Annotated in this window: 25 protein-coding genes, 1 tRNA gene and 1 pseudogene; 25 read left to right on the top strand and 2 right to left on the bottom strand. The window is 41.3% G+C overall.

The features are described from left to right. Positions 1–18 precede the first annotated feature (18 nt). The 19 genes and pseudogenes from D8793_RS01435 (at position 19) to D8793_RS01345 (ending at position 15,953) form a co-directional block, all read left to right on the top strand. Positions 19–1,269, top strand: coding sequence for an O-antigen ligase family protein (locus D8793_RS01435; RefSeq protein ID WP_125370847.1), 1,251 nt, complete (start codon positions 19–21; stop codon positions 1,267–1,269). 9 nt (positions 1,270–1,278) lie between these two features. After that, positions 1,279–2,331, top strand: coding sequence for a glycosyltransferase family 4 protein (locus tag D8793_RS01430; protein WP_125370848.1), 1,053 nt, complete (start codon positions 1,279–1,281; stop codon positions 2,329–2,331). 36 nt (positions 2,332–2,367) lie between these two features. Beyond that, a complete protein-coding gene (locus D8793_RS01425) occupies positions 2,368–3,783 on the top strand; it encodes a flippase (RefSeq protein ID WP_125370849.1) in 1,416 nt (471 codons plus the stop codon). 1 nt (position 3,784) lies between these two features. Next, positions 3,785–4,783: an acyltransferase gene (locus tag D8793_RS01420; RefSeq protein WP_125386846.1), complete on the top strand. Its 999-nt coding sequence runs from the start codon at positions 3,785–3,787 to the stop codon at positions 4,781–4,783. 13 nt (positions 4,784–4,796) lie between these two features. Beyond that, positions 4,797–5,903: a UDP-galactopyranose mutase gene (glf, locus tag D8793_RS01415; protein ID WP_125386844.1), complete on the top strand. Its 1,107-nt coding sequence runs from the start codon at positions 4,797–4,799 to the stop codon at positions 5,901–5,903. Positions 5,904–5,928: 25 nt separating this feature from the next. After that, entirely contained in the window at positions 5,929–6,981 is a 1,053-nt protein-coding gene (locus D8793_RS01410) for a glycosyltransferase (protein ID WP_125370852.1), read from the top strand. A 44-nt stretch (positions 6,982–7,025) separates the two neighbouring features. After that, positions 7,026–7,367, top strand: a pseudogene (locus tag D8793_RS01405) (GDP-mannose 4,6-dehydratase); the annotation flags it as partial. 307 nt (positions 7,368–7,674) lie between these two features. After that, the gene (gene comW, locus D8793_RS01400) at positions 7,675–7,902 is read left to right on the top strand and encodes a sigma(X)-activator ComW (RefSeq protein ID WP_125370853.1); all 228 of its coding nucleotides are present in this window, start codon (positions 7,675–7,677) and stop codon (positions 7,900–7,902) included. 243 nt (positions 7,903–8,145) lie between these two features. Beyond that, positions 8,146–9,414: a CapA family protein gene (locus tag D8793_RS01395; protein WP_125370854.1), complete on the top strand. Its 1,269-nt coding sequence runs from the start codon at positions 8,146–8,148 to the stop codon at positions 9,412–9,414. Between the two features lie 134 nt (positions 9,415–9,548). After that, positions 9,549–9,920: a DUF1033 family protein gene (locus D8793_RS01390; RefSeq protein WP_125370855.1), complete on the top strand. Its 372-nt coding sequence runs from the start codon at positions 9,549–9,551 to the stop codon at positions 9,918–9,920. A gap of 85 nt (positions 9,921–10,005) precedes the next feature. Next, on the top strand, positions 10,006–10,947 hold the full coding sequence (comGA, locus tag D8793_RS01385; protein ID WP_125370856.1) for a competence type IV pilus ATPase ComGA: 942 nt from the start codon (positions 10,006–10,008) through the stop codon (positions 10,945–10,947). Further along, positions 10,895–11,911 carry a competence type IV pilus assembly protein ComGB gene (gene comGB / locus D8793_RS01380; RefSeq protein WP_260471073.1) on the top strand — a complete coding sequence of 339 codons (1,017 nt, stop codon included), beginning with the start codon at positions 10,895–10,897 and terminating at the stop codon, positions 11,909–11,911. Before comGA ends, comGB begins: the two co-directional genes overlap by 53 nt. Further along, positions 11,908–12,225, top strand: a complete 318-nt coding sequence (gene comGC / locus D8793_RS01375; protein WP_125370857.1) for a competence type IV pilus major pilin ComGC — start codon at positions 11,908–11,910, stop codon at positions 12,223–12,225. The genes comGB and comGC overlap by 4 nt, the downstream gene beginning before the upstream one ends. Then, entirely contained in the window at positions 12,185–12,619 is a 435-nt protein-coding gene (gene comGD, locus D8793_RS01370) for a competence type IV pilus minor pilin ComGD (protein ID WP_125370858.1), read from the top strand. Before comGC ends, comGD begins: the two co-directional genes overlap by 41 nt. Beyond that, positions 12,585–12,878, top strand: coding sequence for a competence type IV pilus minor pilin ComGE (comGE, locus tag D8793_RS01365; protein ID WP_185761010.1), 294 nt, complete (start codon positions 12,585–12,587; stop codon positions 12,876–12,878). Before comGD ends, comGE begins: the two co-directional genes overlap by 35 nt. After that, positions 12,862–13,299: a competence type IV pilus minor pilin ComGF gene (gene comGF / locus D8793_RS01360; protein ID WP_125370860.1), complete on the top strand. Its 438-nt coding sequence runs from the start codon at positions 12,862–12,864 to the stop codon at positions 13,297–13,299. The genes comGE and comGF overlap by 17 nt, the downstream gene beginning before the upstream one ends. After that, the gene (comGG, locus tag D8793_RS01355; protein WP_125370861.1) at positions 13,280–13,678 is read left to right on the top strand and encodes a competence type IV pilus minor pilin ComGG; all 399 of its coding nucleotides are present in this window, start codon (positions 13,280–13,282) and stop codon (positions 13,676–13,678) included. Before comGF ends, comGG begins: the two co-directional genes overlap by 20 nt. 80 nt (positions 13,679–13,758) lie before the next feature. Continuing rightward, positions 13,759–14,724 carry a class I SAM-dependent methyltransferase gene (locus tag D8793_RS01350; protein ID WP_125370862.1) on the top strand — a complete coding sequence of 322 codons (966 nt, stop codon included), beginning with the start codon at positions 13,759–13,761 and terminating at the stop codon, positions 14,722–14,724. A gap of 35 nt (positions 14,725–14,759) precedes the next feature. Beyond that, entirely contained in the window at positions 14,760–15,953 is a 1,194-nt protein-coding gene (locus D8793_RS01345; protein WP_125370863.1) for an acetate kinase, read from the top strand. Positions 15,954–16,283: 330 nt separating this feature from the next. Here D8793_RS01345 and D8793_RS01340 read toward each other — a convergent pair whose 3' ends face one another. Next, a complete protein-coding gene (locus tag D8793_RS01340; RefSeq protein WP_125370864.1) occupies positions 16,284–17,171 on the bottom strand; it encodes an RluA family pseudouridine synthase in 888 nt (295 codons plus the stop codon). A gap of 151 nt (positions 17,172–17,322) precedes the next feature. Between D8793_RS01340 and pbp2a the strand changes: the two genes are divergently transcribed. The 4 genes from pbp2a (at position 17,323) to nusG (ending at position 20,779) form a co-directional block, all read left to right on the top strand. Beyond that, positions 17,323–19,545, top strand: coding sequence for a penicillin-binding protein PBP2A (gene pbp2a, locus D8793_RS01335; protein ID WP_125370865.1), 2,223 nt, complete (start codon positions 17,323–17,325; stop codon positions 19,543–19,545). 60 nt (positions 19,546–19,605) lie between these two features. Then, positions 19,606–19,758: a 50S ribosomal protein L33 gene (rpmG, locus tag D8793_RS01330; RefSeq protein WP_015605910.1), complete on the top strand. Its 153-nt coding sequence runs from the start codon at positions 19,606–19,608 to the stop codon at positions 19,756–19,758. Between the two features lie 9 nt (positions 19,759–19,767). Next, the gene (gene secE / locus D8793_RS01325) at positions 19,768–19,947 is read left to right on the top strand and encodes a preprotein translocase subunit SecE (RefSeq protein ID WP_005592084.1); all 180 of its coding nucleotides are present in this window, start codon (positions 19,768–19,770) and stop codon (positions 19,945–19,947) included. A 295-nt stretch (positions 19,948–20,242) separates the two neighbouring features. Next, positions 20,243–20,779 carry a transcription termination/antitermination protein NusG gene (nusG, locus tag D8793_RS01315; protein WP_005591544.1) on the top strand — a complete coding sequence of 179 codons (537 nt, stop codon included), beginning with the start codon at positions 20,243–20,245 and terminating at the stop codon, positions 20,777–20,779. A gap of 193 nt (positions 20,780–20,972) precedes the next feature. On the opposite strand, the gene D8793_RS01310 is transcribed toward nusG, so the two are convergent. After that, positions 20,973–21,043, bottom strand: a tRNA-Cys gene (locus D8793_RS01310). A gap of 275 nt (positions 21,044–21,318) precedes the next feature. On the opposite strand from D8793_RS01310, the gene rpsB reads away from it, so the two are divergent. Beyond that, positions 21,319–22,101, top strand: a complete 783-nt coding sequence (gene rpsB / locus D8793_RS01305; RefSeq protein WP_125370866.1) for a 30S ribosomal protein S2 — start codon at positions 21,319–21,321, stop codon at positions 22,099–22,101. Between the two features lie 81 nt (positions 22,102–22,182). Beyond that, on the top strand, positions 22,183–23,226 hold the full coding sequence (gene tsf / locus D8793_RS01300) for a translation elongation factor Ts (protein WP_005591546.1): 1,044 nt from the start codon (positions 22,183–22,185) through the stop codon (positions 23,224–23,226). Positions 23,227–23,258 lie beyond the last annotated feature (32 nt).

The raw sequence follows: 23,258 nt of genomic DNA, 5'->3' as shown, positions 1-23,258 counted from the left end.
TCCAAGAATGGAGAAAACATGAATAGACTATCCCAAAGAAGTAGACTCATTACCTATATGATATTTTCTCTTTGGATTATTATTGGAGTTGCATATTATCGTAACCTAAATCTCACCCTTATTTTACCAATTTTTCTTTTGGTGCTAAGTCATAGAATTTTTTCAAAGAGATTTATAATTCAAATAAATAAAAATAGTAGATATATATTGCTATTCGTAAGCTACTATATCTTGATTAGTACGATTTATTTTCGTACGTCTGCGAGTTTTAATAATCTATTAATTCGCTATATCATGCTACCAAGTATAGCTTTTGGAGTTACTAGTTTATTAACAGTATTTGGTGATAAATCAAGATTATTTTTTATTCAGTGCTTAAAATCTTTTATCATGTTTTTTGCTCTTTTTGGAATATATGAATGGTATGTGAGATATAATCCTATTTTTAGTTTTATTTCTACAGGTGCAGCAGAGTGGATTAAACGGATGAATGAATATTCTTATGTAGCATACTATCCCAGCTCTTTTTTCACTCACTACACTTATTTTTCCTATGTCTTATTAGTTGGTTGGCTTTTATCACTGATTTTTCCAAGTAGGAACAACTTATTTGATTATACTTATAGAGGAACTATTTTATTTGCTTTAGTTGTTAGTCAATCTCGTATGGCTTGGATTACATTTGTTTTCATCATGATGATTTATTATCTATTTTTTTCTACGAAGGCGAAGATAACTTGGGTTATTGGATTACCTAGCGCTGTTATAGTCTTATATATAATGGGGATAGTTGAAAAATTAGCAACTTTGGTTTCGACACGATTTAGTCGGATTTTTACAATGGGATTTTCAGATGGATCATTAGGCCAACGATTGGGAACATTACAAAATGTGTATCCTTATATGGTTGAGCATCCATTGAAAGCTTTACTTGGGGGTGGATATGCTTCTACAACTTTTGATTTCTTGCCGAAGTATTCTTTCTTTGCGGGTTTTCAGACAACTGATTCTATGTTAACAACCTACTTAATTGAAGCTGGGATACTTGGCTTTATTTTACTGGTAATTGGTTTGATAAAGTATCTCATTTCAGTAGATATAAAAAATCCATTCGGTAAATTTTTGTTTTTGTTTTTACTGATGACCTTGATTGAAATGTTCTTCTTTGACTTTTTCGCAAATAATATCACCCTTTTCTTGTTCTATATGGTATGGGGAGTCATGGCTGCACGAGTAGGAACCAAAATAGAATCAAGTAGCCTACAATAGGAGAAATCAATGAAAATTACTTTTTGCTTGCCATCTTTACCGGATGTTCCGGTTGGTGGCTTTAAAGTCGTCTTTGAATATGCCAATCGACTGGTCGATAAAGGGCATGAAGTCTCTCTTGTTTGCTTTACCAATCAAAAGTTTACAAGAATTAAGAATTATACCATCAAGTATTACTTGTCCCATATCTATAAACATTTTTATCCCAAGTGGTTTCCTCTCGATAAACGGGTCAAAAAAATCGCGACCCCTTATCGCAATGAGACCCACTTTCCAGATGCAGATGTGGTTTTTGCGACAGCTGTCAATACAGCAACAATCGTCCATGACTTACCGAAACGGTGTGGGCGCAAGTATTACCTGATTCAAGATTTTGAGAATTGGTTCTTTTCGGATGAGGAGGTCTATCAGACCTACCAAATGGGGATGGCCAATATTGTTGTCTCCCAGTGGCTCTATGATTTGGTTTACCCCTATGATCCAGGAGTGAATCTCCTTAAGAATCCGATTGATACCAATGCTTTTTCTGTAGTTAAGCCCATCGAAGAAAGAAATGCGCTGGAAATCGCTATGCTCTATCATTATGGGGAACACAAGGGAATTCCGATAGCATTAGAAGCTTTAGAATTAGTTCATCAGAAGTATCCTAGTCTGCATCTTACATTGTTTGGTGCATGCGATAAGCGAGAGGATATTGATAAAGAATGGATTAGCTATCATCAAAATCAAACAGCTCTGCAGTTAAGAGAACTCTATAACCAAGCAGCCATTTTTGTTTGTGCGAGCATCAATGAGGGGTTTGGTTTAACCGGAGCTGAGAGTATGGCCTGTGGCTGTGCACTAGCTTCAACAGCCTATAAGGGTGTTTTTGAGTATGCTAATAATCAAAATGCTTTATTATCACCAGTGAATGATAGTCAAGCGCTTGCGGAAAATATCATTAGACTTATTGAGGATCAAGGGCTTCGTTTTTCACTTGCTCGTAAAGGAAGTGAGGATTTAAAACATTTCTCACTTGAAAAGGCAGTAGATAAGCTTATGACATTTATGGAGCCAAAATGAGACTAGTAAATAATTTTTAGTAGTTTAAGGAGTCAAATGAAAGTCTTAAAAAATTATGCTTATAACTTATCGTATCAATTATTAGTTATTATTCTTCCAATCATTACGACCCCATATGTAACGAGAATCTTTTCTTCAAATGATTTGGGACTATATGGCTATTTTAATTCTATTGTTACCTATTTCATCTTGTTAGCGACTTTAGGGGTTGCTAACTATGGGACTAAGGAAATTTCAGGTAACCGAAAGGAAATCAAAAAAAATTTCTGGGGTATATACACCCTACAACTTGGTGCAGCATTATTATCGATTCTCTTATATATTCTCTTGTGCATGGGAATCTCTACAATGCAAAATCCAGTAGCGTATATATTGGGGTTGAGTTTGGTTTCTAAAGGACTCGATATTTCATGGCTGTTTCAAGGGTTAGAAGATTTTCGTAAGATTACGGCCAGAAATATCACAGTGAAGCTTGTTGGTGTAAGTGCCATTTTCTTGTTTGTGAAATCAGCGAGCGATCTATACTTGTATGTTTTTCTGCTAACAGCATTTGAATTGTTGGGGCAGTTAAGTATGTGGCTTCCAGCCCGTGAGTTTATTGGAAAACCACATTTTGACATAGAGTATGCTAGACATCATCTGAAGCCAGTTATCTTGCTATTCTTACCACAGATTGCTATCTCGCTTTATGTGACTTTAGATCGTACGATGTTAGGGGCGCTAGCTTCTACAAGAGATGTGGGAATTTATGATCAGGCTTTGAAATTTGTGAATATTTTATTGACCTTAGTAACTTCATTGGGGAGTGTCATGCTGCCACGAGTATCCAATCTATTATCAAAGAGTGATCATAAAGCTGTGAATAAGATGCATGAGTTAGCTTTCTTGATCTATAATTTAGTTATTTTTCCAATTATAGCTGGAATCTTAATTGTTAATAATGATTTTGTTCAATTTTTCCTTGGGAAGGACTTTCAAGATGCACGTTATGCAATTTCTATTATGATTTTCCGCATGTTCTTTATCGGTTGGACCAATATTATGGGAATTCAAATTTTGATCCCACACAATAAAAATAAGGAATTTATGGTTTCAACAACTGTGCCTGCGATTCTCAGTGTTGGTTTGAATTTGTTATTTCTCCCTAAGCTTGGGTATATAGGGGCAGCAATTGTCTCAGTGTTAACAGAAGCTCTTGTATGGGGAATTCAATTGTTTTTTACCCGCGTATATCTCAAAGAAGTTCCTATTATTGGATCTATGACAAAAATTGTCCTAGCATCAGCTATTATGTATGGCATTTTGCTAGGTTCAAAAACATTTATACATTTTTCGCCAACTATAAATGTTCTAGCATTTGCTGTACTTGGTGGAATCATTTACCTTTTTGCGATTCTATCTCTAAAAGTGGTAGATGTGAAAGAATTAAAACAAATAATTAGGAAAAATTAGAATGCGCAAATATCGAAATATTAACTTAGATCTACTAAAAGTACTTGCATGTGTTGGGGTTGTTCTACTCCATACAGCGATGGGTGGATTTAAAGAGACAGGTTCATGGAATTTTTCGACATATTTATACTATTTAGGAACCTATTCTATCCCTTTATTTTTTATGGTTAATGGTTATTTATTGTTGGGAAAGAGAGAAATAACATACCCCTACATACTGCAGAAAGTAAAATGGATTCTAATAACAGTGTTGTCATGGACTCTTATCGTTTGGTTTTTTAAACGGGATTTTACAGTTAATCCAGTTAAAAAAATTATAGGCTCATTGGTGCAAAAAGGTTATTTCTTTCAGTTTTGGTTTTTTGGTTCGCTTATACTTATTTATTTATGTCTACCTGTTTTGAAAAAAATTCTTAATTCAAAAAGAAGATATTTTTATATTCTATCTCTATTGGTAGTTATAGGTTTTATTTTTGAGTTGGTCAATATTGTACTTCAAATGCCAATTCAATCATATGTTATACAAACCTTTAGATTATGGACATGGTTTTTCTATTATCTTTTAGGTGGTTTTATAGCTCAATTTGATAAAGATATTATCAAAAATAGGTTTAATAGATGGCTGAAAGTAGTTTCAGTATTCTTATTATTAATTTCACCTATAATATTATTTTTCATAGCGAANACCACTTATCATAATCTTTTTGCTGAATATTTTTATGATATTTTATTTGTAAAAGTTGTAAGCTTGGGAATTTTTCTAACTANACTCACGCTTACTTTAAATGAAAAATGGAGCGGATGTATTGTTTCCCTTTCTAATCAAACTATGGGAGTTTTTATAATACACACATATATTATGAAGGTATGGGAAAAACTATTTGGTTTTAGTTTCGTAGGATCATATTTACTTTTTGCTCTATTTACTTTAAGTGTTAGTTTTATTATTGTTGGAATGTTAATGAAGATTCCTTACTTCAATCGAATCGTCAAATTATAAAAAGGAGAACACTATGTACGATTATCTTATCGTCGGAGCTGGTTTGTCTGGAGCTATTTTTGCTCACGAAGCTAAAAAACGTGGAAAAAAAGTAAAAGTGATTGATAAACGCGATCACATTGGAGGGAANATCTACTGTGAAAATGTAGAAGGTATCAATGTCCATAAATATGGTGCCCATATCTTCCATACTTCTAATAAAAAAGTTTGGGACTATGTTAATCAATTTGCTGAGTTTAACAACTATATCAACTCACCTGTCGCAAACTATAAAGGAAGTCTTTATAATCTTCCTTTCAATATGAATACTTTCTATGCTATGTGGGGGACAAAAACTCCACACGAAGTGAAAGATAAAATTGCTGAGCAGACAGCTGATATGAAGGATGTTGAGCCGAAAAATCTGGAAGAACAAGCTATCAAGTTGATTGGTCCGGATATCTATGAAAAATTGATCAAGGGTTATACTGAAAAACAATGGGGACGTTCTGCGACAGACCTTCCACCATTTATCATCAAACGCCTTCCAGTTCGTTTAACCTTTGATAATAACTATTTTAACGACCGTTACCAAGGAATTCCTATTGGTGGTTACAATGTCATCATCGAAAATATGCTGAAAGATGTAGAAGTTGAACTTGGAGTAGATTTCTTTGCTCACCGTGAAGAGTTGGAAGCATCTGCTAATAAAGTTGTCTTCACAGGAATGATCGACCAGTATTTTGACTACCAGCACGGAGAGTTAGAATACCGTAGCCTTCGTTTTGAGCATGAAACCTTGGACGAGGAAAATTATCAAGGGAATGCTGTAGTGAACTATACAGAGCGTGAGATTCCCTATACTCGTATTATCGAACACAAGCATTTCGAGTATGGCACGCAGCCAAAGACCGTTATCACGCGTGAATATCCAGCCGACTGGAAGCGTGGGGACGAACCCTACTATCCGATCAACGATGAGAAAAATAATACTATGTTTGCTGAGTACCAAGAGGAGGCTTCAAAGAATGATAAGGTTATCTTCTGTGGACGCTTAGCAGATTATAAGTATTACGATATGCATGTCGTTATTGAACGGGTGCTTAATGTGGTAGAAGAAGAATTTGGGAGTGTTTGGTAAAATCGCAAGTAAAGGGGGAGAAAAGGTGAAATATTATCTGAAGGATTCGTTTTTGAATAATAGTCAAGAAAAGAATGCAGGGAGTAAGGCTCGGAATGATGTGGAAGCTATTTTGATTTCAGAAGGCTATGAAGGACTGGAATTAAAAGTCGAGAATTGGTTTAAGATGAATTTCTTTAAGGCTCAACAATACAAATATAATATGCTAAAATCTGTGTTTGAGCAGTTGAATTCTGGAGATGAATTAGTGATTCAGTTCCCGATTATCCATCATACATTCTTTATTTCGCAACTCATCAAGCAGGCACAAAAAAGAGGAGCCAAATTTTACCTTCTCATTCACGATATCGAAACTCTACGCCATGCAGCGGGTTCGGAAGTGAAATTTAGACATAAATTGAGAAACTATTTTCAAGAAAAGAAAGCCTTGATGGCTGTGGATGGTCTTGTCGTTCATAACGACATCATGAAAAAAGTTTTGGCAGATCAAGGAGTGCCAGTAGATAAAATGGTTAGTCTGGAAATTTTTGACTATCTGATTCCTAACTTTGAGGAAAAAACTGCTCCTCAAAAAGACCAGCCTATTATCGTAGCTGGGAACTTGATCCCAACAAAATCAGGCTATCTTTATAACTTGCCTGATCAACCAGCCTACAACTTGTATGGAGTTGGCTACGATGAAAGTCGCGCTCTAGAAAACACCACTTACTTTGGCTCCTTTATGCCAGATGACCTTCCAGCTGCCCTTGAAGGTAGTTTTGGTTTGGTGTGGGATGGGGATAGCTCTGAGACCTGCCAAGGTTCTTACGGAAATTACCTGCGTTTCAACAACTCACACAAGGCTTCGCTGTACTTGGCGGCAGGCTTCCCTGTAGTTGTTTGGGAAGAGTCAGCTCTGGCTCATTTTGTGATAGATAAACAGTGTGGTCTAGCTGTTTCTTCTCTTTCTGATTTAAAAGAAAATTTTGATACCTTGTCAGGAGAGCAATACAAAGAAATGTTAGAAAATGCTAAACAAATTGGTAGTAAACTTCGGCAAGGGCAATATTTGAGGACTGCATTATCAAAATTGAAGTGAGATTGTTATTATGAAGGGATAAACTTACGACAAAAATTTTAGATACAGGTGTGCGAAACTATATTCATGTGTTAGATTTAGCAAAAGGTCATGTTTTAGCTGTGAAGCATAATTTAGAACATAAGGGAACAGCTGTTTTCAACCTTGGAACTGGGACTGGCTATAGCGTTTTGGATATGGTTAAGGCTTTTGAATGTGAAAATGGAGTCAAGATTCCTTATGTAATCAAGGAACGTCGTCCTGGAGATGTGGCTACTTGTTATGCAGATCCTAATAAGGCATATCTTGTCTTAGGATGGAAAGCCGAAAAAAATCTACAGGATATGGTACGGGACTTATGGAGATGGCAAAGACTAAACCCAAATGGTTATGAAGTAAAAAAGTAGAGTGACAGGTTAGGTTGTCTAATAAGTCATTCCTATTTCAAGTTATGAGATAGAGCGATTGTATTTCATTATCGCCCCTAAAATATTAGCTACTTCTAAATTTCAACATAGTAAAGGATTTAATCGTAAATGATTATCCAAAAGGTTACTCCCCCAACTCCCAAATGTCAAAAATATTCCCTGAAATGTCATTTTCTAGTGACTAACCTTACCTTTTAGCTCTGAAATGAGACAGGATAGGATTCTTGTCCCAAAACCTCTTCTTTTTGCGTTAAACTAGTGTTAAAGCAAAAAGATTGGAGTTATAATGGAGATTCAAGAAATTTATAATCAATTCAGCGATTACTATGGGGAGCTTGAGGCTGAGTATGCTCATTGTCAAAAGGCTAGCATGGAGTGGGAAAGCCTGCATCTGCGCTATCTGATTTACTATCTGATGCGCTATGATATTGGGGAGCTGAAGTTTTTTAATACCTATCATTATAGGGTGGCTTACCGCTGGTATTTGCAGTCCTTGATGTTGAGCTCGGCCTGATATTTAGAGAGTGGGACAGAAATCGGTAATTGCTTAGAATGCGAGTTCGTCGTCCCACCTCCGCACAGTTGAGTAGGGCTGTAAAAGCTGATGAAATCAGCGTAGTAGAGCCCACTCAACCACTGCGTCTTGCTCGACAACCCAAAGACAATTGAGAGGCTAGGACTTTTGTCCCAGACTCTTTTTTTATTCCCTTAGGAGGATAATTTATGATAAAATATAAGTAATACGGAGGTTGGCAAAATGGAGAAAAGATCTGAAACCAAGCGACAAGCAGCATTAAGCAACCGTGCCTTTATCCTTGCCCTGCTGGGAGCGGTATTTGTATCAGCGACTGTCATTTTATTCTTCCAAAGTATCATGGGGTTGCCTAAGGGAAGCGGTAGGAATGTTGCTAAAGATGCTTCCAAATCCTCCTCAGTAGCAGGAAAGAAGAAAGACTCGAAAACGGTGCGCATTATGGCTAATGGCGACCTTTTGTACCACGATGGGCTTTATATGAGTGCCCAAAAGGCTGATGGTAGCTATGATTTTTCGGAAAATTTTACCTATGTTAAGGACTGGCTTTATCAAGGAGATTTGGTCTTGGGGGATTTTGAAGGGACCATTCGCTCAGACTATCCTTTGGCAGGCTATCCGCTTTTCAACGCTCCGGAGGCTGTTGTCCCCGCCATCAAAGATGCTGGCTACCAAGTGGTGGATCTGGCCCATAATCATATCCTGGACTCAGGGCTTGAGGGAGTCTTTACGACTGCCAAAGCCTTTGAAGATCACGGAATTAGCCCAGTCGGTATCTATACTCACAAAAATAGGGATAAATCGCCCATTCTGATCAAAGAGGTAAAAGGTATCAAGATTGCTATTCTGGCCTACTCCTATGGTTTTAATGGCTTGGAGTCCAATCTCAGTCAGAAGGAGATTGATCACCACCTATCGACCTTTGATGAGGAGAAGATGAAGGCGGAGATTGAACAGGCGGAGAAAGAAGCGGACATTACAGTAGTCATGCCGCAGACAGGGATCGAATACCAGCTGGAGCCAAATGAGGAGCAGGTTGAGCTTTATCATAAGATGGTGGACTGGGGAGCGGACATCATTTTTGGTGGGCATCCGCATGTAGTGCAGCCTTCAGAAATTCTTGAGAAAGATGGTCAGAAGAAGCTAATTATTTACTCTATGGGGAATTTTATCTCTAATCAGCGGATTGAAACCATGGCTGGTGTGGATACGGCTGAGTGGACCGAGCGTGGTGTTTTGATGGATGTGACCATTGAAAAGACGTACAAGGGGACCATTATCAAAACAGCTCAGGCGCATCCAAGCTGGGTCAGCCGTGTGGAAAAAGGAACTTACTCACCAGAGGGTTATCCGCTTTACACTTATCAAACCCTTATCTTAGAAGACTTCATCGAGGGTGGAAAATATCGCAATCAGCTGGATCAGGCGACCAAAGATCGGATTGATACGGCCTATAAGGAAATGAAAGAGCATGTGCATCTGAATTGGAAATAAGCACAGAAAAGGACACTTCCTTTTGTTTCTTTGCTTTTCTTTGATGAAAAACGAACTATTATAGAGCCGACGAGCAAAATAGTTTCAATATCAAAGAATTTTATATATAATATAGGATACAAAAGGGGACAGGTATGTACAGCGTAATAGAAATGTATGGCGATTATGAGCCCTGGTGGTTTTTAGATGGTTGGGAGGATGATATCATTGAAAAAAGGTATTTCGATGATTATTACACCGCCCTCAAATACTATAAGCACCGCTGGTTAGAGATGTCGGAAGCATCGCCACTTTATAAAAGCCGCAGTGATCTTATGACGATTTTCTGGGATCCGGCCGATCAACGTTGGTGTGAGGAGTGCAATGAAGATATTCAGCAATACCACTCCCTGCTTTTGTTAGAAAATGAACGCAAGATCCCCAAGAGCAAGTATCGTCCAGGCTACCGCAAGCAAAATGCTACTGAAAAACACCGTATTTGCAAAATTAAAGTGCGGGCTAGGTAGGATAAAAGTCAAAGAATGGAGAAAATTTCTTCATTCTTTTTTTATTTTTTCTCATTTTGTGCGAATAGTAAGGTGAGGAGGACTTATGGTTCAAAAAATTGCAAAGGAAATGATTCAATTGGCCAGGCAGGAAGCAGCTCAAGATGTCTATCTGATTCCCAAGAGCACCTGCTATGAGCTTTATATGCGGGTGGGTGATGAGCGGCGCTTCATTCAGACATATGATTTTGATTTATTATCGTCAGTCATCAGCCATTTTAAGTTTGTCTCAGGCATGAATGTCGGGGAGAAGAGGCGCAGCCAGCTAGGCTCCTGCGATTATGATTGTGGAGATGTGACGGTCTCGCTTCGTCTATCAACTGTCGGCGATTACCGTGGCTATGAGAGCTTGGTGATTCGGCTCTTACATGATGAGGAGCGTGAGCTGCGTTTCTGGTTTGACAATCTGCCTGATCTTCGTAAAAAAGTAAATTCTCGCGGCCTTTATCTGTTTTCAGGACCAGTTGGTAGTGGAAAGACGACGCTGATGCACCAGCTGGCTCAGATGAGATTTGGCCAACAACAGGTCATGTCTATCGAAGACCCTGTGGAAATCAAGCAGGAAAACATGCTCCAGCTTCAGCTGAATGAAACCATCGGCATGACCTATGACAGCCTCATCAAGCTGTCTCTGCGCCACAGGCCGGATCTCTTGATTATCGGGGAAATCCGCGACCAAGAAACAGCTCGTGCGGTGGTAAGGGCTAGTTTGACAGGAGCCACGGTCTTTTCAACCATCCATGCTAAGAGCATTCGTGGAGTGTATGAGCGGCTGCTAGAGCTGGGTGTCAGTGAGGACGAACTGCGCATGGTATTACAGGGCGTTTGTTACCAGCGTTTAATCGGGGGAGGAGGTGTGATCGACTTTGTCAACCAAGACTATCAACAGCACGAAGCCAGTCTCTGGAACCAGCAGATTGACCAGCTTTTTGCAGATGGATATATCACAGATGATCAAAGGCAGGCGGAAAAAATTATCTACGCCTAAGCAAAAGAAGATTATCGAGCTGTTTCGTAATCTCTTTACCAGCGGTTTTCATCTGGCGGAGATTGTTGATTTTCTGCGGCGGAGTGCCCTTTTAGAAGAGGCCTATGTCATGGAAATGCGTTCGGGTTTGGCTGCTGGCCAGTCATTTTCCCAGATTATGAAGCGTTTAGGATTTTCAGATAATGTGGTCACCCAGCTATCTTTGTCAGAGTTGCATGGAAACCTAAATCTTAGTTTGGGTAAAATCGAAGATTATTTAGAAAATCTTTCGAAAATCCGTAAGAAATTGATTGAGGTGGGGACTTATCCCCTGATGCTGCTTGGGTTTTTAGTACTGATTATGCTGGGCTTGCGTAATTATCTCCTGCCTCAGCTGGACAGTCAAAATATGGCCACTCAGTTCATTCATTATCTACCGCAGATCTTTCTGGGAGGCGTTCTGGTGATTTGCTTACTGATTTGCGGTGGTTGGTTCTATTATCGCAAGAGCTCTAAAATGAGGTTTTTCAGCCGTTTGGCCAAGTTTCCTTTTGTTGGTGCCTTAGTGCGGGCCTATCTGACGGCCTACTATGCGCGTGAATGGGGAAATATGATTGGGCAAGGGCTGGAATTAAGCCAGATCTTTCTTATCATGCAGGACCAGCCTTCTCAGCTCTTTCAGGAGCTGGGACGAGACTTGGAGACGGCCTTAGGTGCAGGTCAGGGCTACGCCGAGAAGGTCGGCACCTATCCCTTCTTTAAGAAAGAGTTGGCCTTAATCATTGAATACGGCGAGGTCAAGTCCAAGTTGGGTGACGAATTGGAATTGTATGCCGAAAAGACTTGGGAAGAGTTTTTCCTGAGAATCAATCGTGCCATGAATTTGATTCAGCCTCTCGTCTTTGTCTTTGTCGCCCTCGTGATCGTTTTACTTTATGCAGCTATGTTGCTGCCAATTTATCAAAATATGGAGATTCAATTATGAAAAAATTAAAAACTTTGAAGGTTAAAGCCTTCACTCTGGTGGAAATGTTAGTCGTCCTTCTTATCATCAGCGTCTTGATGCTCTTGTTTGTCCCGAATTTGACTAAGCAAAAGGATACTATCTCAGAAAGCGGTAACGCGGCTGTAGTCAAGGTCGTGGAAAGTCAGGCTGAGCTTTATGAATTGAAGAATGTTAATGAAAAAGCCACTCTGGGGAAATTGGTTGCGGATGGTCGGATTACCGATAAGCAGGTAGCATCCTATAAGGCTTACTATGGAAAAAACAGCAGTGAACCTCGTGCAGTTGCGGATTAAGGCTTTTACACTACTGGAAAGCCTCCTGGCTTTATTTGTGGTCAGTTTCATTTTATTAGGTTTATCTGGCTCTGTTCAGGCTGGTTTCAATCAAGTGCAGGAACAGCTGTTTTTCATGGAATTTGAGCATCTTTATCAGGAGAGCCAAAAGCTAAGTATGGCTGGACATGAAAAAATCAAATTGACCATTTCGGAGCGCAACATCTCCAACGGCTATCAGCAAGTAGAATTTCCTAAGACCTTGCAGGAACATGCTCCTCAGACCATTCAGTTTGACCAGGCTGGCGGGAATTCTTCGCTCAGCAAGATTGTTTTTCAAACGGAGGATAAAAAGGTTGTTTACCAGCTTTATATGGGTAATGGAAAATTTAAAAAGACGACGAATGAAGGCTAGCATTTTGCTGGAGGCCTTGGTGGCAATGGCGGTTTTTGCGGCTATTGCCAGCCTCCTGCTTGGGCAGATTAGTCAGTCGCGGCAGGAACAGATTCGCTTATTGCAGGAGGAGGAAGTCTTACGGGTTGCTCGGATGGCCATGCAGACGGGGCAGGAAAATCTGACGGTCAACGGCATTACAGTCCGCCAGATCAAGACCGACCAGCAATTAATAGTCTATCACCAAGAAGAGAAGGTGCTCAGTGTTAAAAAACGTTAAAATCAAAGCTTTTACACTTTTGGAGACTCTAGTCGCCCTGTTGGTCTTGAGCGGTGGCATGTTAGTCTTTCAGTCGATGACCAAGCTTCTGGCTTTTGAACTGCGACATCAACAGGAAAATAAGCAGCAGGAATGGCTCTTATTTGTCGATCAGTTGGAGACGGAGCTATCGCGCAGCCAATTTGACCGAGTCGAAAACGACAAAATCTATGTCAAACAGGATGGCAAAAATATAGCTTTGGGCAAATCTCGGAGTGATGATTTCCGCAAGACAGATGCTTCGGGACGTGGCTATCAGCCCATGGTCTATGGGCTCAAGGCTGCTCCGATCAGTCAGGAGGGGAACCTTGTTCGCTTTCGCTTCCGGTTTGAAAATAATTTAGAAAGAGAGTACATCTATCGTGTTCAAGATAAAAGTTAAGGCAGGCATTTTGCTCTATGCCCTCTTCATGGCAGCGGTCTTCAGCTTGCTCTTGCAATTTTATCTGAACCGGCAGGTGGCCAATCAGCGCCTCTTTCAAGCCAATCGGGAGCGGACAGAAGCCTATGCCTTGGCTGTTTTGACCAAGGAGACTGCCACAGAGGAGAGCGGGCAATTAGTCTTCGACCAAGGGAGCACCCATTATCGCAGGCAGGGAAATATGCTGGAAGTCAGTAGCCAACTCGCCAATCAGAAGAGCTATTCTTTCTATTTTGAGAGCAAAAAGGAGCCAGAGAAGAAGGACAAAGAAGCTAAAGACTCCAAAGATACTAAAAAAACTAAAGCGCCCTCTCCTTCAACTGACAAGAGAAGCAACTAATATAAATGTAAAAGATTTGTAATCCGATAGCCCTTGGAAAGAGGGCTTCTTTTTGGTATCATAAGACAACGGAGGATGCCATGAAATTTGAAAAAATAGAACGAGCTTTTCATCTACTTTTAGAAAACGTGCAAAATATCCAAAATGTGCTGGGGACTAATTTTTATGATGCCTTGATTGAGCAGAATGGAATTTATCTGGACGGAGATACAGAATTACAAGAAATTCTGAAAAATAATGAGAAACTTCGTGCCCTGCATTTGACCAAGGAGGAGTGGCGTCGGGCTTATCAGTTTATTTTCATGAAGGCTTCTCAGACAGAGCCACTCCAAGCTAATCATCAGTTCACACCGGATTCGGTCGGCTTTTTGCTGAGTTTTCTGATTGACCAGTTGGTCCAAGACGAGAGAATTGATTTGCTGGAGATTGGCAGTGGAACAGGCAATTTGGCGGAGACTCTGCTCAACCACACACAAAAAAACATGGATTATCTGGGCCTAGAAATTGACGACTTGCTGATTGATTTGTCTGCCAGCATTGCCGAAGTCATGAATTCTAAGGCACACTTTGCTCAAGGAGATGCGGTGCGGCCTCAGGTTCTGAAAGAAAGCGACTTGATTGTCAGTGATTTGCCAGTGGGCTATTATCCAGATGATGCCGTGGCGGCTCGTTATGAGGTTGCCAGTCCAGACGAGCATACTTACGCCCATCATCTCTTGATGGAGCAATCGTTAAAATATTTGAAACCGGGGGGCTATGCTATCTTTCTCGCGCCAAATAATCTGCTGACGAGCCCTCAAAGTCATCTGCTGAAAAAATGGCTGCTTTCTAGTGCCCAGCTCTTGGCAATGATTTCCCTACCAGAGAAGATTTTCGCGAGCCGACAGAATGCTAAGACGATACTTGTCCTGAGAAAACAAGGCGAATCAGACATTCAGCCGTTTATCTACCCTTTGCAGGACTTGCAAAGTCAGGATGAAATCTTAAAGTTTCGTGAAAGTTTTCAAAACTGGGTCAAAGTTAGTGAAATTCAAACAAATTTTTGATATAATAGTTTGAAAACGCTTAAAGAGGTGACGAGATGTCAAAAACTATTTCTATCAATGCTGGAAGTTCGAGTGTAAAATGGCAACTTTATTCAATGCCAGAAGAAAAGGTGCTGGCTAAAGGTTTGATTGAGCGGATTGGTCTCAAAGATTCAATCTCTACGGTTAAATTTGATGGTCGTTCTGAACGTCAAACCTTAGATATTGCTGACCATACACAAGCTGTGAAAATTTTATTGGATGATTTGAAACGGTTTGAAATTATTCAATCTTATGATGAAATCACAGGTGTTGGGCACCGTGTCGTAGCTGGAGGCGAGTATTTCAAAGAATCAGCTCTTGTGACTGACGATGTGTTGAAAAAGATTGAAGAGTTGTCTCTGCTAGCTCCTTTGCACAATCCTGCCAATGCTGACGGTATCCGTGCTTTCAAGCAACTTCTTCCAGACATTACCAGTGTGGCTGTTTTTGATACATCTTTCCACACAACTATGCCAGAAAAGGCTTATCGCTATCCATTGCCAACCAAGTATTACACTGAAAATAAGGTTCGTAAATACGGAGCACATGGAACCAGCCATGAGTATGTAGCCCACGAAGCTGCCAAACTTTTGGGTAAACCGATTGAAGAATTGAAACTCATCACTTGCCACATCGGAAACGGTGCTTCTATCACAGCAGTTGATAAGGGGCGCTCAGTGGATACTTCTATGGGCTTCACTCCTCTTGGTGGGGTTATGATGGGAACACGTACGGGTGACATCGATCCAGCGATTATTCCATACTTGATGCAACATACAGATGACTTTAACACGCCAGAAGATATCAGTCGAATTCTGAACCGTGAATCTGGACTGTTGGGTGTTTCAGAGAAATCAAGTGATATGCGCGATATTCACGAAGCTATGCGTGCGGGTGATGAAAAGGCACAATTGGCAAATGAAATTTTTGTGGATCGCATTCAAAAATACATTGGTCAGTATTTAGCTGTTTTAAATGGAGCAGACGCCATTATCTTTACAGCTGGTATCGGTGAAAACTCTGTGACTATCCGTCGCATGGTTATCGAAGGAATTTCTTGGTTTGGTTGCGATGTCGATCCAGAGAAGAATTTCTTTGGTGCTACAGGAGATATTTCAACAGAAGCTGCTAAAGTCAGAGTTCTGGTTATCCCGACAGATGAAGAGTTAGTCATTGCGCGTGATGTAGAACGCTTTAAAAATCAATAATCAAAAAGCTCGGCCTAGCTGAGCTTTTTCTTGTGACTTTGTGATTATTCTTTGATCAGATAGGATAATTCAAAGCGAGAAGAGGACCTTGTTCCAGTCAGCGCTAATAATCACGCATTGACTGAACATCAATTTGACACAAGGTAGATGACCTATAAAGAACGGGTAGATGCTTGTTTGTATCTGGCGTGCTAAGTTGCTAGATAGAGGAGAAGAAAAAGACGATGTCCGGTAGGGAATCGTCTTTTTGGGGAAAATCTGTTTTTTGAAAGAATTGTGGCTAGTTGTCGATGTGGAGTGCTAGCCTTGGAGCCTCGGAAATCAGGCAAGCTATCCTTTTTTAGCCTTGCTTTTGTGCCGTTTGATTTCTGCTTCAAAACTCTCTGACGGTGCTTCCACGCTGATGGTTTCTAGGGTAAATGGATGAGTCAATGTCAAGCGGTGGGCATGGAGCATGAGGCGGCCTTGGGGTTGAGGATGGTAGAGGGGGTCACCGACGATAGGATGGCCATGATGGGCAAGATGGACGCGGATTTGGTGAGTCCGTCCAGTTTTCAATTGACATTTGACCAGAGTCGTGTTGCCAAAGTCCTTGAGTCGGGTCACATGAGTTTCAGCGTAGAGGCCTTTTTTCGGATCAACGAGGCGTTTCCGTCGGTCATGGCGGTCGCGTCCAATTTTATCTTTATAAACGATAGTCTTGCTGGGAAATTTTCCTTGAGCAAGGGCCCAATATTCGCGGTAGATTTCTTTGTTTTCCAAGAGGCGGTTGAGAATGGGGAGGACAAAGGGATTTTTGGCAAACAGGATGGCACCACTGGTTTCTTTGTCCAGCCGGTGGACGACATAGCAGGTTTGTCCGACATAGCTTGACACATGGTTGAGCAGAGCGACTTCTGTCGGCTCATTGCCGTGGCTTTTCATGCCGTTTGGCTTGTTGACGATGATGAGATGCTCGTCCTGATAGAGCTCCTCGACCAGATGAGGTTGGCCAGCGGGGAGTTCTTTTTCTGGATAGTCCTCTTTGTCAAAAGTTAGTTGAATGCTGTCACCAGGCTTGACCAAAGTTTGCCAATGGATGGACTCACCGTTAACCAAAATGTGTTTCTTGGTTCGGAGAAAGTGGCGAATTTTGCGAGGAATGAGCAGTTGGTCTTCTAGTAATTCTTTGACGGTCATCGGAGGCAGGCTTGCGGGGATGGTAATAGTAAATTTCATGTTTTCATTGTAGCAAAAACTATCCCATTTGGAAATGCTTCGTTGGAAAGAGGAAAGGAGCTCTGCTATTTCCTTAAAGAAAGCTAAAAGGAGTAGAAAGTAGCAGAGTCGTGCCTTGTGTCTGCATGGATAAGGTGATAAAATATGTTTTATGAAGAAATTAAATGATATATTTGAAAAATTAGTCAATCTGTTTAAAACGGATCAGCCTGAGAAGAAGGTTGCTGAGGAGCTGGAGGACGAGACGCCTGAACCTAGCTATAGCCGGTCTGGTAAGAATCGGAAGAAGCCCCTGTCTCAGCATCCCTTCCGCCGCTTTTGGCGCAGGTTTCATCTGACCAAGATATTCTTGATTCTTGGCCTGACCTTTGGTCTGGTGGTCGGTGGCTATCTTTTTTATGTAGCTAAGACGACCAATGTCAAAGACTTGCAGAATGCTCTGAAAGCCACGACCTTGATCTATGATAAGGATGGAAACGAAGCGGGTAGCTTGTCTGGACAAAAGGGAACCTATGTCGAATTAGACGCGATTAGTCAGGACTTGCAGAACGCTGTGATTGCGACAGAAGACCGTTCTTTTTATAAGAATGGTGGGATTAACTACAGTCGCTTCTTTTTAGCTATTTTGACTGCGGGGCGTTCGGGTGGTGGTTCGACCATCACGCAGCAGCTGGCCAAGAATGCCTATCTTTCTCAGGATCAGACCATTGAGCGCAAGGCCAAGGAATTTTTCCTAGCTTTAGAAATTAACAAAAAGTACAGCAAGCAGGAAATCCTGACCATGTACCTCAACAATTCTTATTTTGGAAATGGGGTTTGGGGCGTGGAAGATGCCAGCAAGAAATATTTTGGTGTATCTGCCAGCCAGCTTAGTTTGGATCAATCAGCGGTTCTAGCTGGTATGCTCAAAGGACCAGAACTATATAATCCCCTGTATTCAGTCGAAAATGCGACCAACCGTCGTGACACCGTTCTTCAAAATATGGTAGCTGCAGGTTACATTGATCAGGCGACGGCGGATCAGGCTGCGACGGTTGGCATTGGAGGCCAGCTAGTCGATGCCTACGAAGGTAAGTCAGAGGACTATCGCTACCCATCTTATTTTGATGCGGTTATCAATGAAGCGGTCAATGATTACGGTCTGACGGAAGAAGAAATCGTCAACAACGGCTATCGGATTTACACCGAATTGGACCAAAATTATCAAGCTAGCATGCAGGTTATTTATAGCAATGTCGATCTCTTCCCGCAGGCTGAAGACGGGACGCGGGCCGAGTCAGGAAGCGTAGCGCTGGATCCTAAGACGGGTGGTGTTCGGGCTCTGGTTGGCCGTGTCAACAGTGCTGATGGCTCTGCTTTTCGGACTTTCAACTACGCGACTCAGTCTGCTCGTAGTCCAGGCTCAACCATCAAGCCTTTGGTGGCCTACAGCCCAGCTATAGCAGCCGGTTGGTCAACGGATAAGGAACTAGATAATAGTCGGACAGTTTTTGGTGATTATAAAGTTAATAACTATGGCAATATTCAAAGTTCACCGACGGTTCCAATGTATCAAGCCTTGGCTGAATCCCTCAATATTCCCGCGGTTTCAACAGTGGATGAACTAGGCGTGAACAAGGCCTTTGAGTACGGCAAAAAGTTTGGCCTTAATATGGATAAGGTAGAACAGAATCTAGGTGTGGCTCTGGGAAGCGGCGTGACGACCAATCCACTTCAGATGGCTCAAGCCTATTCAGTCTTTGCGAATGATGGAGTTATGAATGACGCCCATCTTATCACCAAGATAGAAAATGCTAGTGGTCAGGTTGTCAAAACCCACCGGCAGACTTCTACCCGCGTTCTCAATCGCTCAACCACAGAAAAGATGACCAGTATGATGCTGGGAACTTTCTCAAACGGAACGGGAGTTTATGCGGCTCCGTATGGCTATACAATGGCTGGAAAGACAGGAACAACAGAGACTGACTTTAACCCTGATCTGTCAGGAGACCAGTGGGTCATCGGCTACACACCGGATGTGGTTATCAGCCAATGGCTGGGCTTCCCTAAGACGGATGAAACTCACTATCTGACTGGTACAAGTGCCAATGAAGCTTCGGCTATTTTCCGTAATGTAGCCAACACCATCTTGCCTTATACGGAAGGAACCTCCTTCTCTGGCGAGAAAAATGCTTATGCTGAAAATGGGATTTCCCCAGTCGATACCTACGGAACTGGTCAAACGAATACGACTAGCGAAAATAAAGACTTCCTGAAAGATGTCCAGGAGCGGGCGCAAAACCTGGTAGATAATGCCAAGAAAGCTATCGATGAGTCTGGGATTACTGAAAAAGCCAAAAATCTATGGGATACCATTACTGGGTGGTTCCATTAATCGTCTAAACAGCTTGTCAAAGAAGTAGAAAACTGCTATAATAAGGGGAATGGAGGCGTCATGGCATTAAAAAAAGCGAGTCTAGCGTGTACAGTTTGTGGGTCGCGAAACTACTCAATCAAACTTAGTAGCACTCCAAAACCTACGCGTCTAGAAGTGAATAAATATTGTAAACACTGCAGTAAATATACGCTGCATAAAGAAACCAGATAGGAGATAGTTGTGAAATTCATTAAAGATGTTTTCGTTTTGCTACGAGATACAACTTGGCCTACCCGTAAAGAAAGATGGACTGATTTCCTTTCCGTAATGGAATACACAGCATTCTTTGCTGTTGTCATCTATATTTTTGATAAGGTAGTTGCCAGCGGTCTCTTCCGCATAATCAACATGTTTTCATAAGAAAGATGAGGCTGGGACAAAAGTCCTAGCCTCTCAATTGTCTTTGGATTGTCGAGCAAGACGCAGTGGTTGAGTGGGCTCTACTACGCTGATTTCATCAGCTTTTACAGTCCTACTCAACTGTGCGGAGGTGAGACGACGAAATCGAATTCTAACGAATTACCGATTTCTGTCCCACTCTCATTTGTCTGTTAAAATATTTACCAAAATGCTTTGTAATTTTAGATTTTATGGTATAATAAGGCTAGATATCAAGCAGAAGCCCTAGGCTTTTTTATTTAGGAAAGGACAAAACATGGACAGTTTTGATAAAGGCTGGTTTGTACTGCAAACCTACTCAGGCTATGAAAATAAGGTAAAGGAAAATCTCTTGCAACGTGCCCAGACCTATAATATGCTGGAGAATATCCTGCGCGTGGAAATTCCAACTCAGACCGTACAAGTAGAGAAAAACGGCAAGAGCAAGGAAGTCGAAGAAAACCGCTTCCCAGGTTATGTATTGGTTGAGATGGTCATGACGGACGAAGCTTGGTTTGTCGTGCGGAATACGCCAAACGTAACTGGATTTGTGGGTTCACACGGAAACCGTTCGAAACCAACTCCGCTCTTGGAGGAAGAAATCCGCAGCATTCTGATTTCTATGGGACAAACGGTTCAAGAATTTGATTTGGATGTTAAGGTGGGCGATACAGTTCGCATCATTGACGGTGCCTTCGCTAACTATACTGGTAAAATCACAGAAATTGACAATAATAAGGTCAAGATGATTATCTCTATGTTTGGAAATGACACGGTGGCCGAAGTCAACCTGAGCCAAATTGCTGAATTATAATTTTTGAATGCATTAAAAGGAGTCGGAAAGCATTTTCCGCTCTTTTTTGTTAGCAGTGATGTCGGTCTGTTTTTGCCCCAAATCTGCCCCAAAATATTTTAAAAGTTAGTCTGATTTAACCTAACAGAAAATCAAAAAAGCCTGATTTTCCAGGCTTTTGGTTAGTATAAAGTCGGATTTAAACCGATAAAAAAGGCGGTAGACGGATTTGAACCGACGATCAAGCTTTTGCAGAGCCGTGCCTTACCACTTGGCTATACCGCCACAACTCTTACTATTTTACCTTAAAATGGCCTGTTCGTCAAGAGCCTGACCCGACTTAAGTGAGAATTTCTTGAAGGATGGCTAGCAGATGGGCTGAATCAAAGCGAGAAAATACTGCCCAAAGACTTGTCAAAAGCTAGAAAATTTGATATGATAGTAGATGCCGTTTAAACGGCAGAAATACTCATTTTAGATGAATTGTGGAGCCGTTGCCGATTGGTAGCTCTGCGAGCTGAAATCTAAGAGAGGAAAAAAACAAAAAGGAGAATTTACTCATGGCAGTAATTTCAATGAAACAACTTCTTGAGGCTGGTGTTCACTTTGGTCACCAAACTCGTCGCTGGAACCCTAAGATGGCTAAGTACATCTTCACTGAGCGTAACGGTATCCACGTTATCGACCTTCAACAAACTGTAAAATACGCAGATCAAGCTTATGACTTCATGCGTGATGCAGCTGCAAACGATGCAGTTATCTTGTTTGTTGGTACTAAAAAGCAAGCTGCTGAAGCTGTAAAAGAAGAAGCAGAACGTGCTGGTCAATACTACATCAACCACCGTTGGTTGGGTGGAACTCTTACAAACTGGACAACTATCCAAAAACGTGTTGCTCGTTTGAAAGAAATCAAACGTATGGAAGAAGAAGGAATCTTCGAAGTTCTTCCTAAGAAAGAAGTAGCACTTTTGAACAAACAACGTGCTCGTCTTGAAAAATTCTTGGGTGGTATCGAAGATATGCCTCGCATCCCAGATGTAATGTACATCGTTGACCCTCATAAAGAGCAAATCGCTGTTAAGGAAGCTAAGAAACTTGGTATTCCAGTAGTTGCGATGGTTGACACAAACACTGATCCAGACGATATCGATGTGATTATCCCTGCTAACGACGACGCAATCCGTGCCGTTAAATTGATCACTGCGAAAATGGCTGACGCTGTTATCGAAGGTCGTCAAGGTGAGGACGCTGTAGCGACTGTTGAAGCAGAATTTGCTGCAACTGAAACTAAAGCAGACTCAATCGAAGAAATCGTTGAAGTTGTAGAAGGCGACAACGCATAATTTTCATAAGTCAATTAACCTAAAGGGGCGGGGCTCAGCCCGGCCCCTTTATTTAAAAATAGTAAACATAGGAGAAGAAAAATGGCAGAAATTACAGCTAAGCTTGTAAAAGAATTGCGCGAAAAATCTGGTGCTGGTGTCATGGACGCTAAGAAAGCATTGGTTGAAACAGATGGTGATATCGAAAAAGCGATTGAATTGCTTCGCGAAAAAGGTATGGCAAAAGCAGCTAAGAAGGCTGATCGTGTTGCTGCTGAAGGTTTGACAGGCGTTTACGTGGATGGTAACGTTGCAGCTATCGTTGAAGTCAACGCTGAAACTGACTTTGTTGCGAAAAACGCTCAATTCGTTGAATTGGTAAATGCTACTGCAAAAGTAATCGCAGAAGGCAAGCCAGCTAACAACGAAGAAGCATTTGCATTGACAATGCCTTCAGGTGAAACTCTTGAAGCTGCATACGTATCTGCAACTGCAACTATCGGAGAAAAAATCTCATTCCGTCGTTTTGCTTTGGTTGAAAAGACTGATGCTCAACACTTCGGTGCTTACCAACACAACGGTGGCCGTATCGGTGTTGTTTCAGTGATTGACGGTGGCGATGACGCTCTTGCTAAACAAATTTCTATGCACATTGCTGCGATGAAACCAACTGTTCTTTCATACAAAGAATTGGATGAGCAATTTGTTAAAGATGAATTGGCACAATTGAACCACGCTATCGATCAAGACAATGAAAGCCGCGCTATGGTTGACAAGCCAGCACTTCCACACTTGAAATATGGTTCAAAAGCTCAGTTGACTGACGAAGTGATTGCACAAGCTGAAGCTGACATCAAAGCTGAGTTGGCTGCTGAAGGCAAACCAGAAAAGATCTGGGACAAGATTATCCCAGGTAAAATGGATCGCTTCTTGCTTGACAACACTAAAGTTGACCAAGCTTACACACTTCTTGCACAAGTGTACATCATGGATGACAGCAAGACAGTTGAAGCTTACCTTGAATCAGTGAATGCTTCAGTAGTTGAGTTTGTTCGCTTTGAAGTTGGTGAAGGTATTGAAAAAGCAGCTAACGACTTCGAATCAGAAGTTGCAGCAACAATGGCAGCTGCTCTTGGCCAAAACTAATCTAAGTCTAAAATAGAAAAAGATTGAAGAGA

Origin of the sequence: Streptococcus cristatus, assembly GCF_003943465.1 — a bacterium.
Classification (GTDB): Bacteria; Bacillota; Bacilli; order Lactobacillales; family Streptococcaceae; genus Streptococcus; species Streptococcus cristatus_C.
Note: the sequence above shows the minus strand (reverse complement) of the source record. Positions and strands in the feature narration are given on the sequence as shown.

What these genes read in the sequence shown, in the direction of transcription:
- D8793_RS01435 (WP_125370847.1), top strand. Translation starts at nt 19, where the DNA reads ATGAATAGACTATCCCAAAGAAGTAGACTCATTACCTATATGATATTT.
- D8793_RS01430 (WP_125370848.1), top strand. Translation starts at nt 1,279, where the DNA reads ATGAAAATTACTTTTTGCTTGCCATCTTTACCGGATGTTCCGGTTGGT.
- D8793_RS01425 (WP_125370849.1), top strand. Translation starts at nt 2,368, where the DNA reads ATGAAAGTCTTAAAAAATTATGCTTATAACTTATCGTATCAATTATTA.
- comW (WP_125370853.1), top strand. Translation starts at nt 7,675, where the DNA reads ATGGAGATTCAAGAAATTTATAATCAATTCAGCGATTACTATGGGGAG.
- D8793_RS01395 (WP_125370854.1), top strand. Translation starts at nt 8,146, where the DNA reads ATGGAGAAAAGATCTGAAACCAAGCGACAAGCAGCATTAAGCAACCGT.
- D8793_RS01390 (WP_125370855.1), top strand. Translation starts at nt 9,549, where the DNA reads ATGTACAGCGTAATAGAAATGTATGGCGATTATGAGCCCTGGTGGTTT.
- comGA (WP_125370856.1), top strand. Translation starts at nt 10,006, where the DNA reads ATGGTTCAAAAAATTGCAAAGGAAATGATTCAATTGGCCAGGCAGGAA.
- comGB (WP_260471073.1), top strand. Translation starts at nt 10,895, where the DNA reads ATGGATATATCACAGATGATCAAAGGCAGGCGGAAAAAATTATCTACG.
- comGC (WP_125370857.1), top strand. Translation starts at nt 11,908, where the DNA reads ATGAAAAAATTAAAAACTTTGAAGGTTAAAGCCTTCACTCTGGTGGAA.
- comGD (WP_125370858.1), top strand. Translation starts at nt 12,185, where the DNA reads ATGGAAAAAACAGCAGTGAACCTCGTGCAGTTGCGGATTAAGGCTTTT.
- comGE (WP_185761010.1), top strand. Translation starts at nt 12,585, where the DNA reads ATGGAAAATTTAAAAAGACGACGAATGAAGGCTAGCATTTTGCTGGAG.
- D8793_RS01350 (WP_125370862.1), top strand. Translation starts at nt 13,759, where the DNA reads ATGAAATTTGAAAAAATAGAACGAGCTTTTCATCTACTTTTAGAAAAC.
- D8793_RS01345 (WP_125370863.1), top strand. Translation starts at nt 14,760, where the DNA reads ATGTCAAAAACTATTTCTATCAATGCTGGAAGTTCGAGTGTAAAATGG.
- D8793_RS01340 (WP_125370864.1), bottom strand. Translation starts at nt 17,171, where the DNA reads ATGAAATTTACTATTACCATCCCCGCAAGCCTGCCTCCGATGACCGTC.
- pbp2a (WP_125370865.1), top strand. Translation starts at nt 17,323, where the DNA reads ATGAAGAAATTAAATGATATATTTGAAAAATTAGTCAATCTGTTTAAA.
- rpmG (WP_015605910.1), top strand. Translation starts at nt 19,606, where the DNA reads ATGGCATTAAAAAAAGCGAGTCTAGCGTGTACAGTTTGTGGGTCGCGA.
- nusG (WP_005591544.1), top strand. Translation starts at nt 20,243, where the DNA reads ATGGACAGTTTTGATAAAGGCTGGTTTGTACTGCAAACCTACTCAGGC.
- rpsB (WP_125370866.1), top strand. Translation starts at nt 21,319, where the DNA reads ATGGCAGTAATTTCAATGAAACAACTTCTTGAGGCTGGTGTTCACTTT.
- tsf (WP_005591546.1), top strand. Translation starts at nt 22,183, where the DNA reads ATGGCAGAAATTACAGCTAAGCTTGTAAAAGAATTGCGCGAAAAATCT.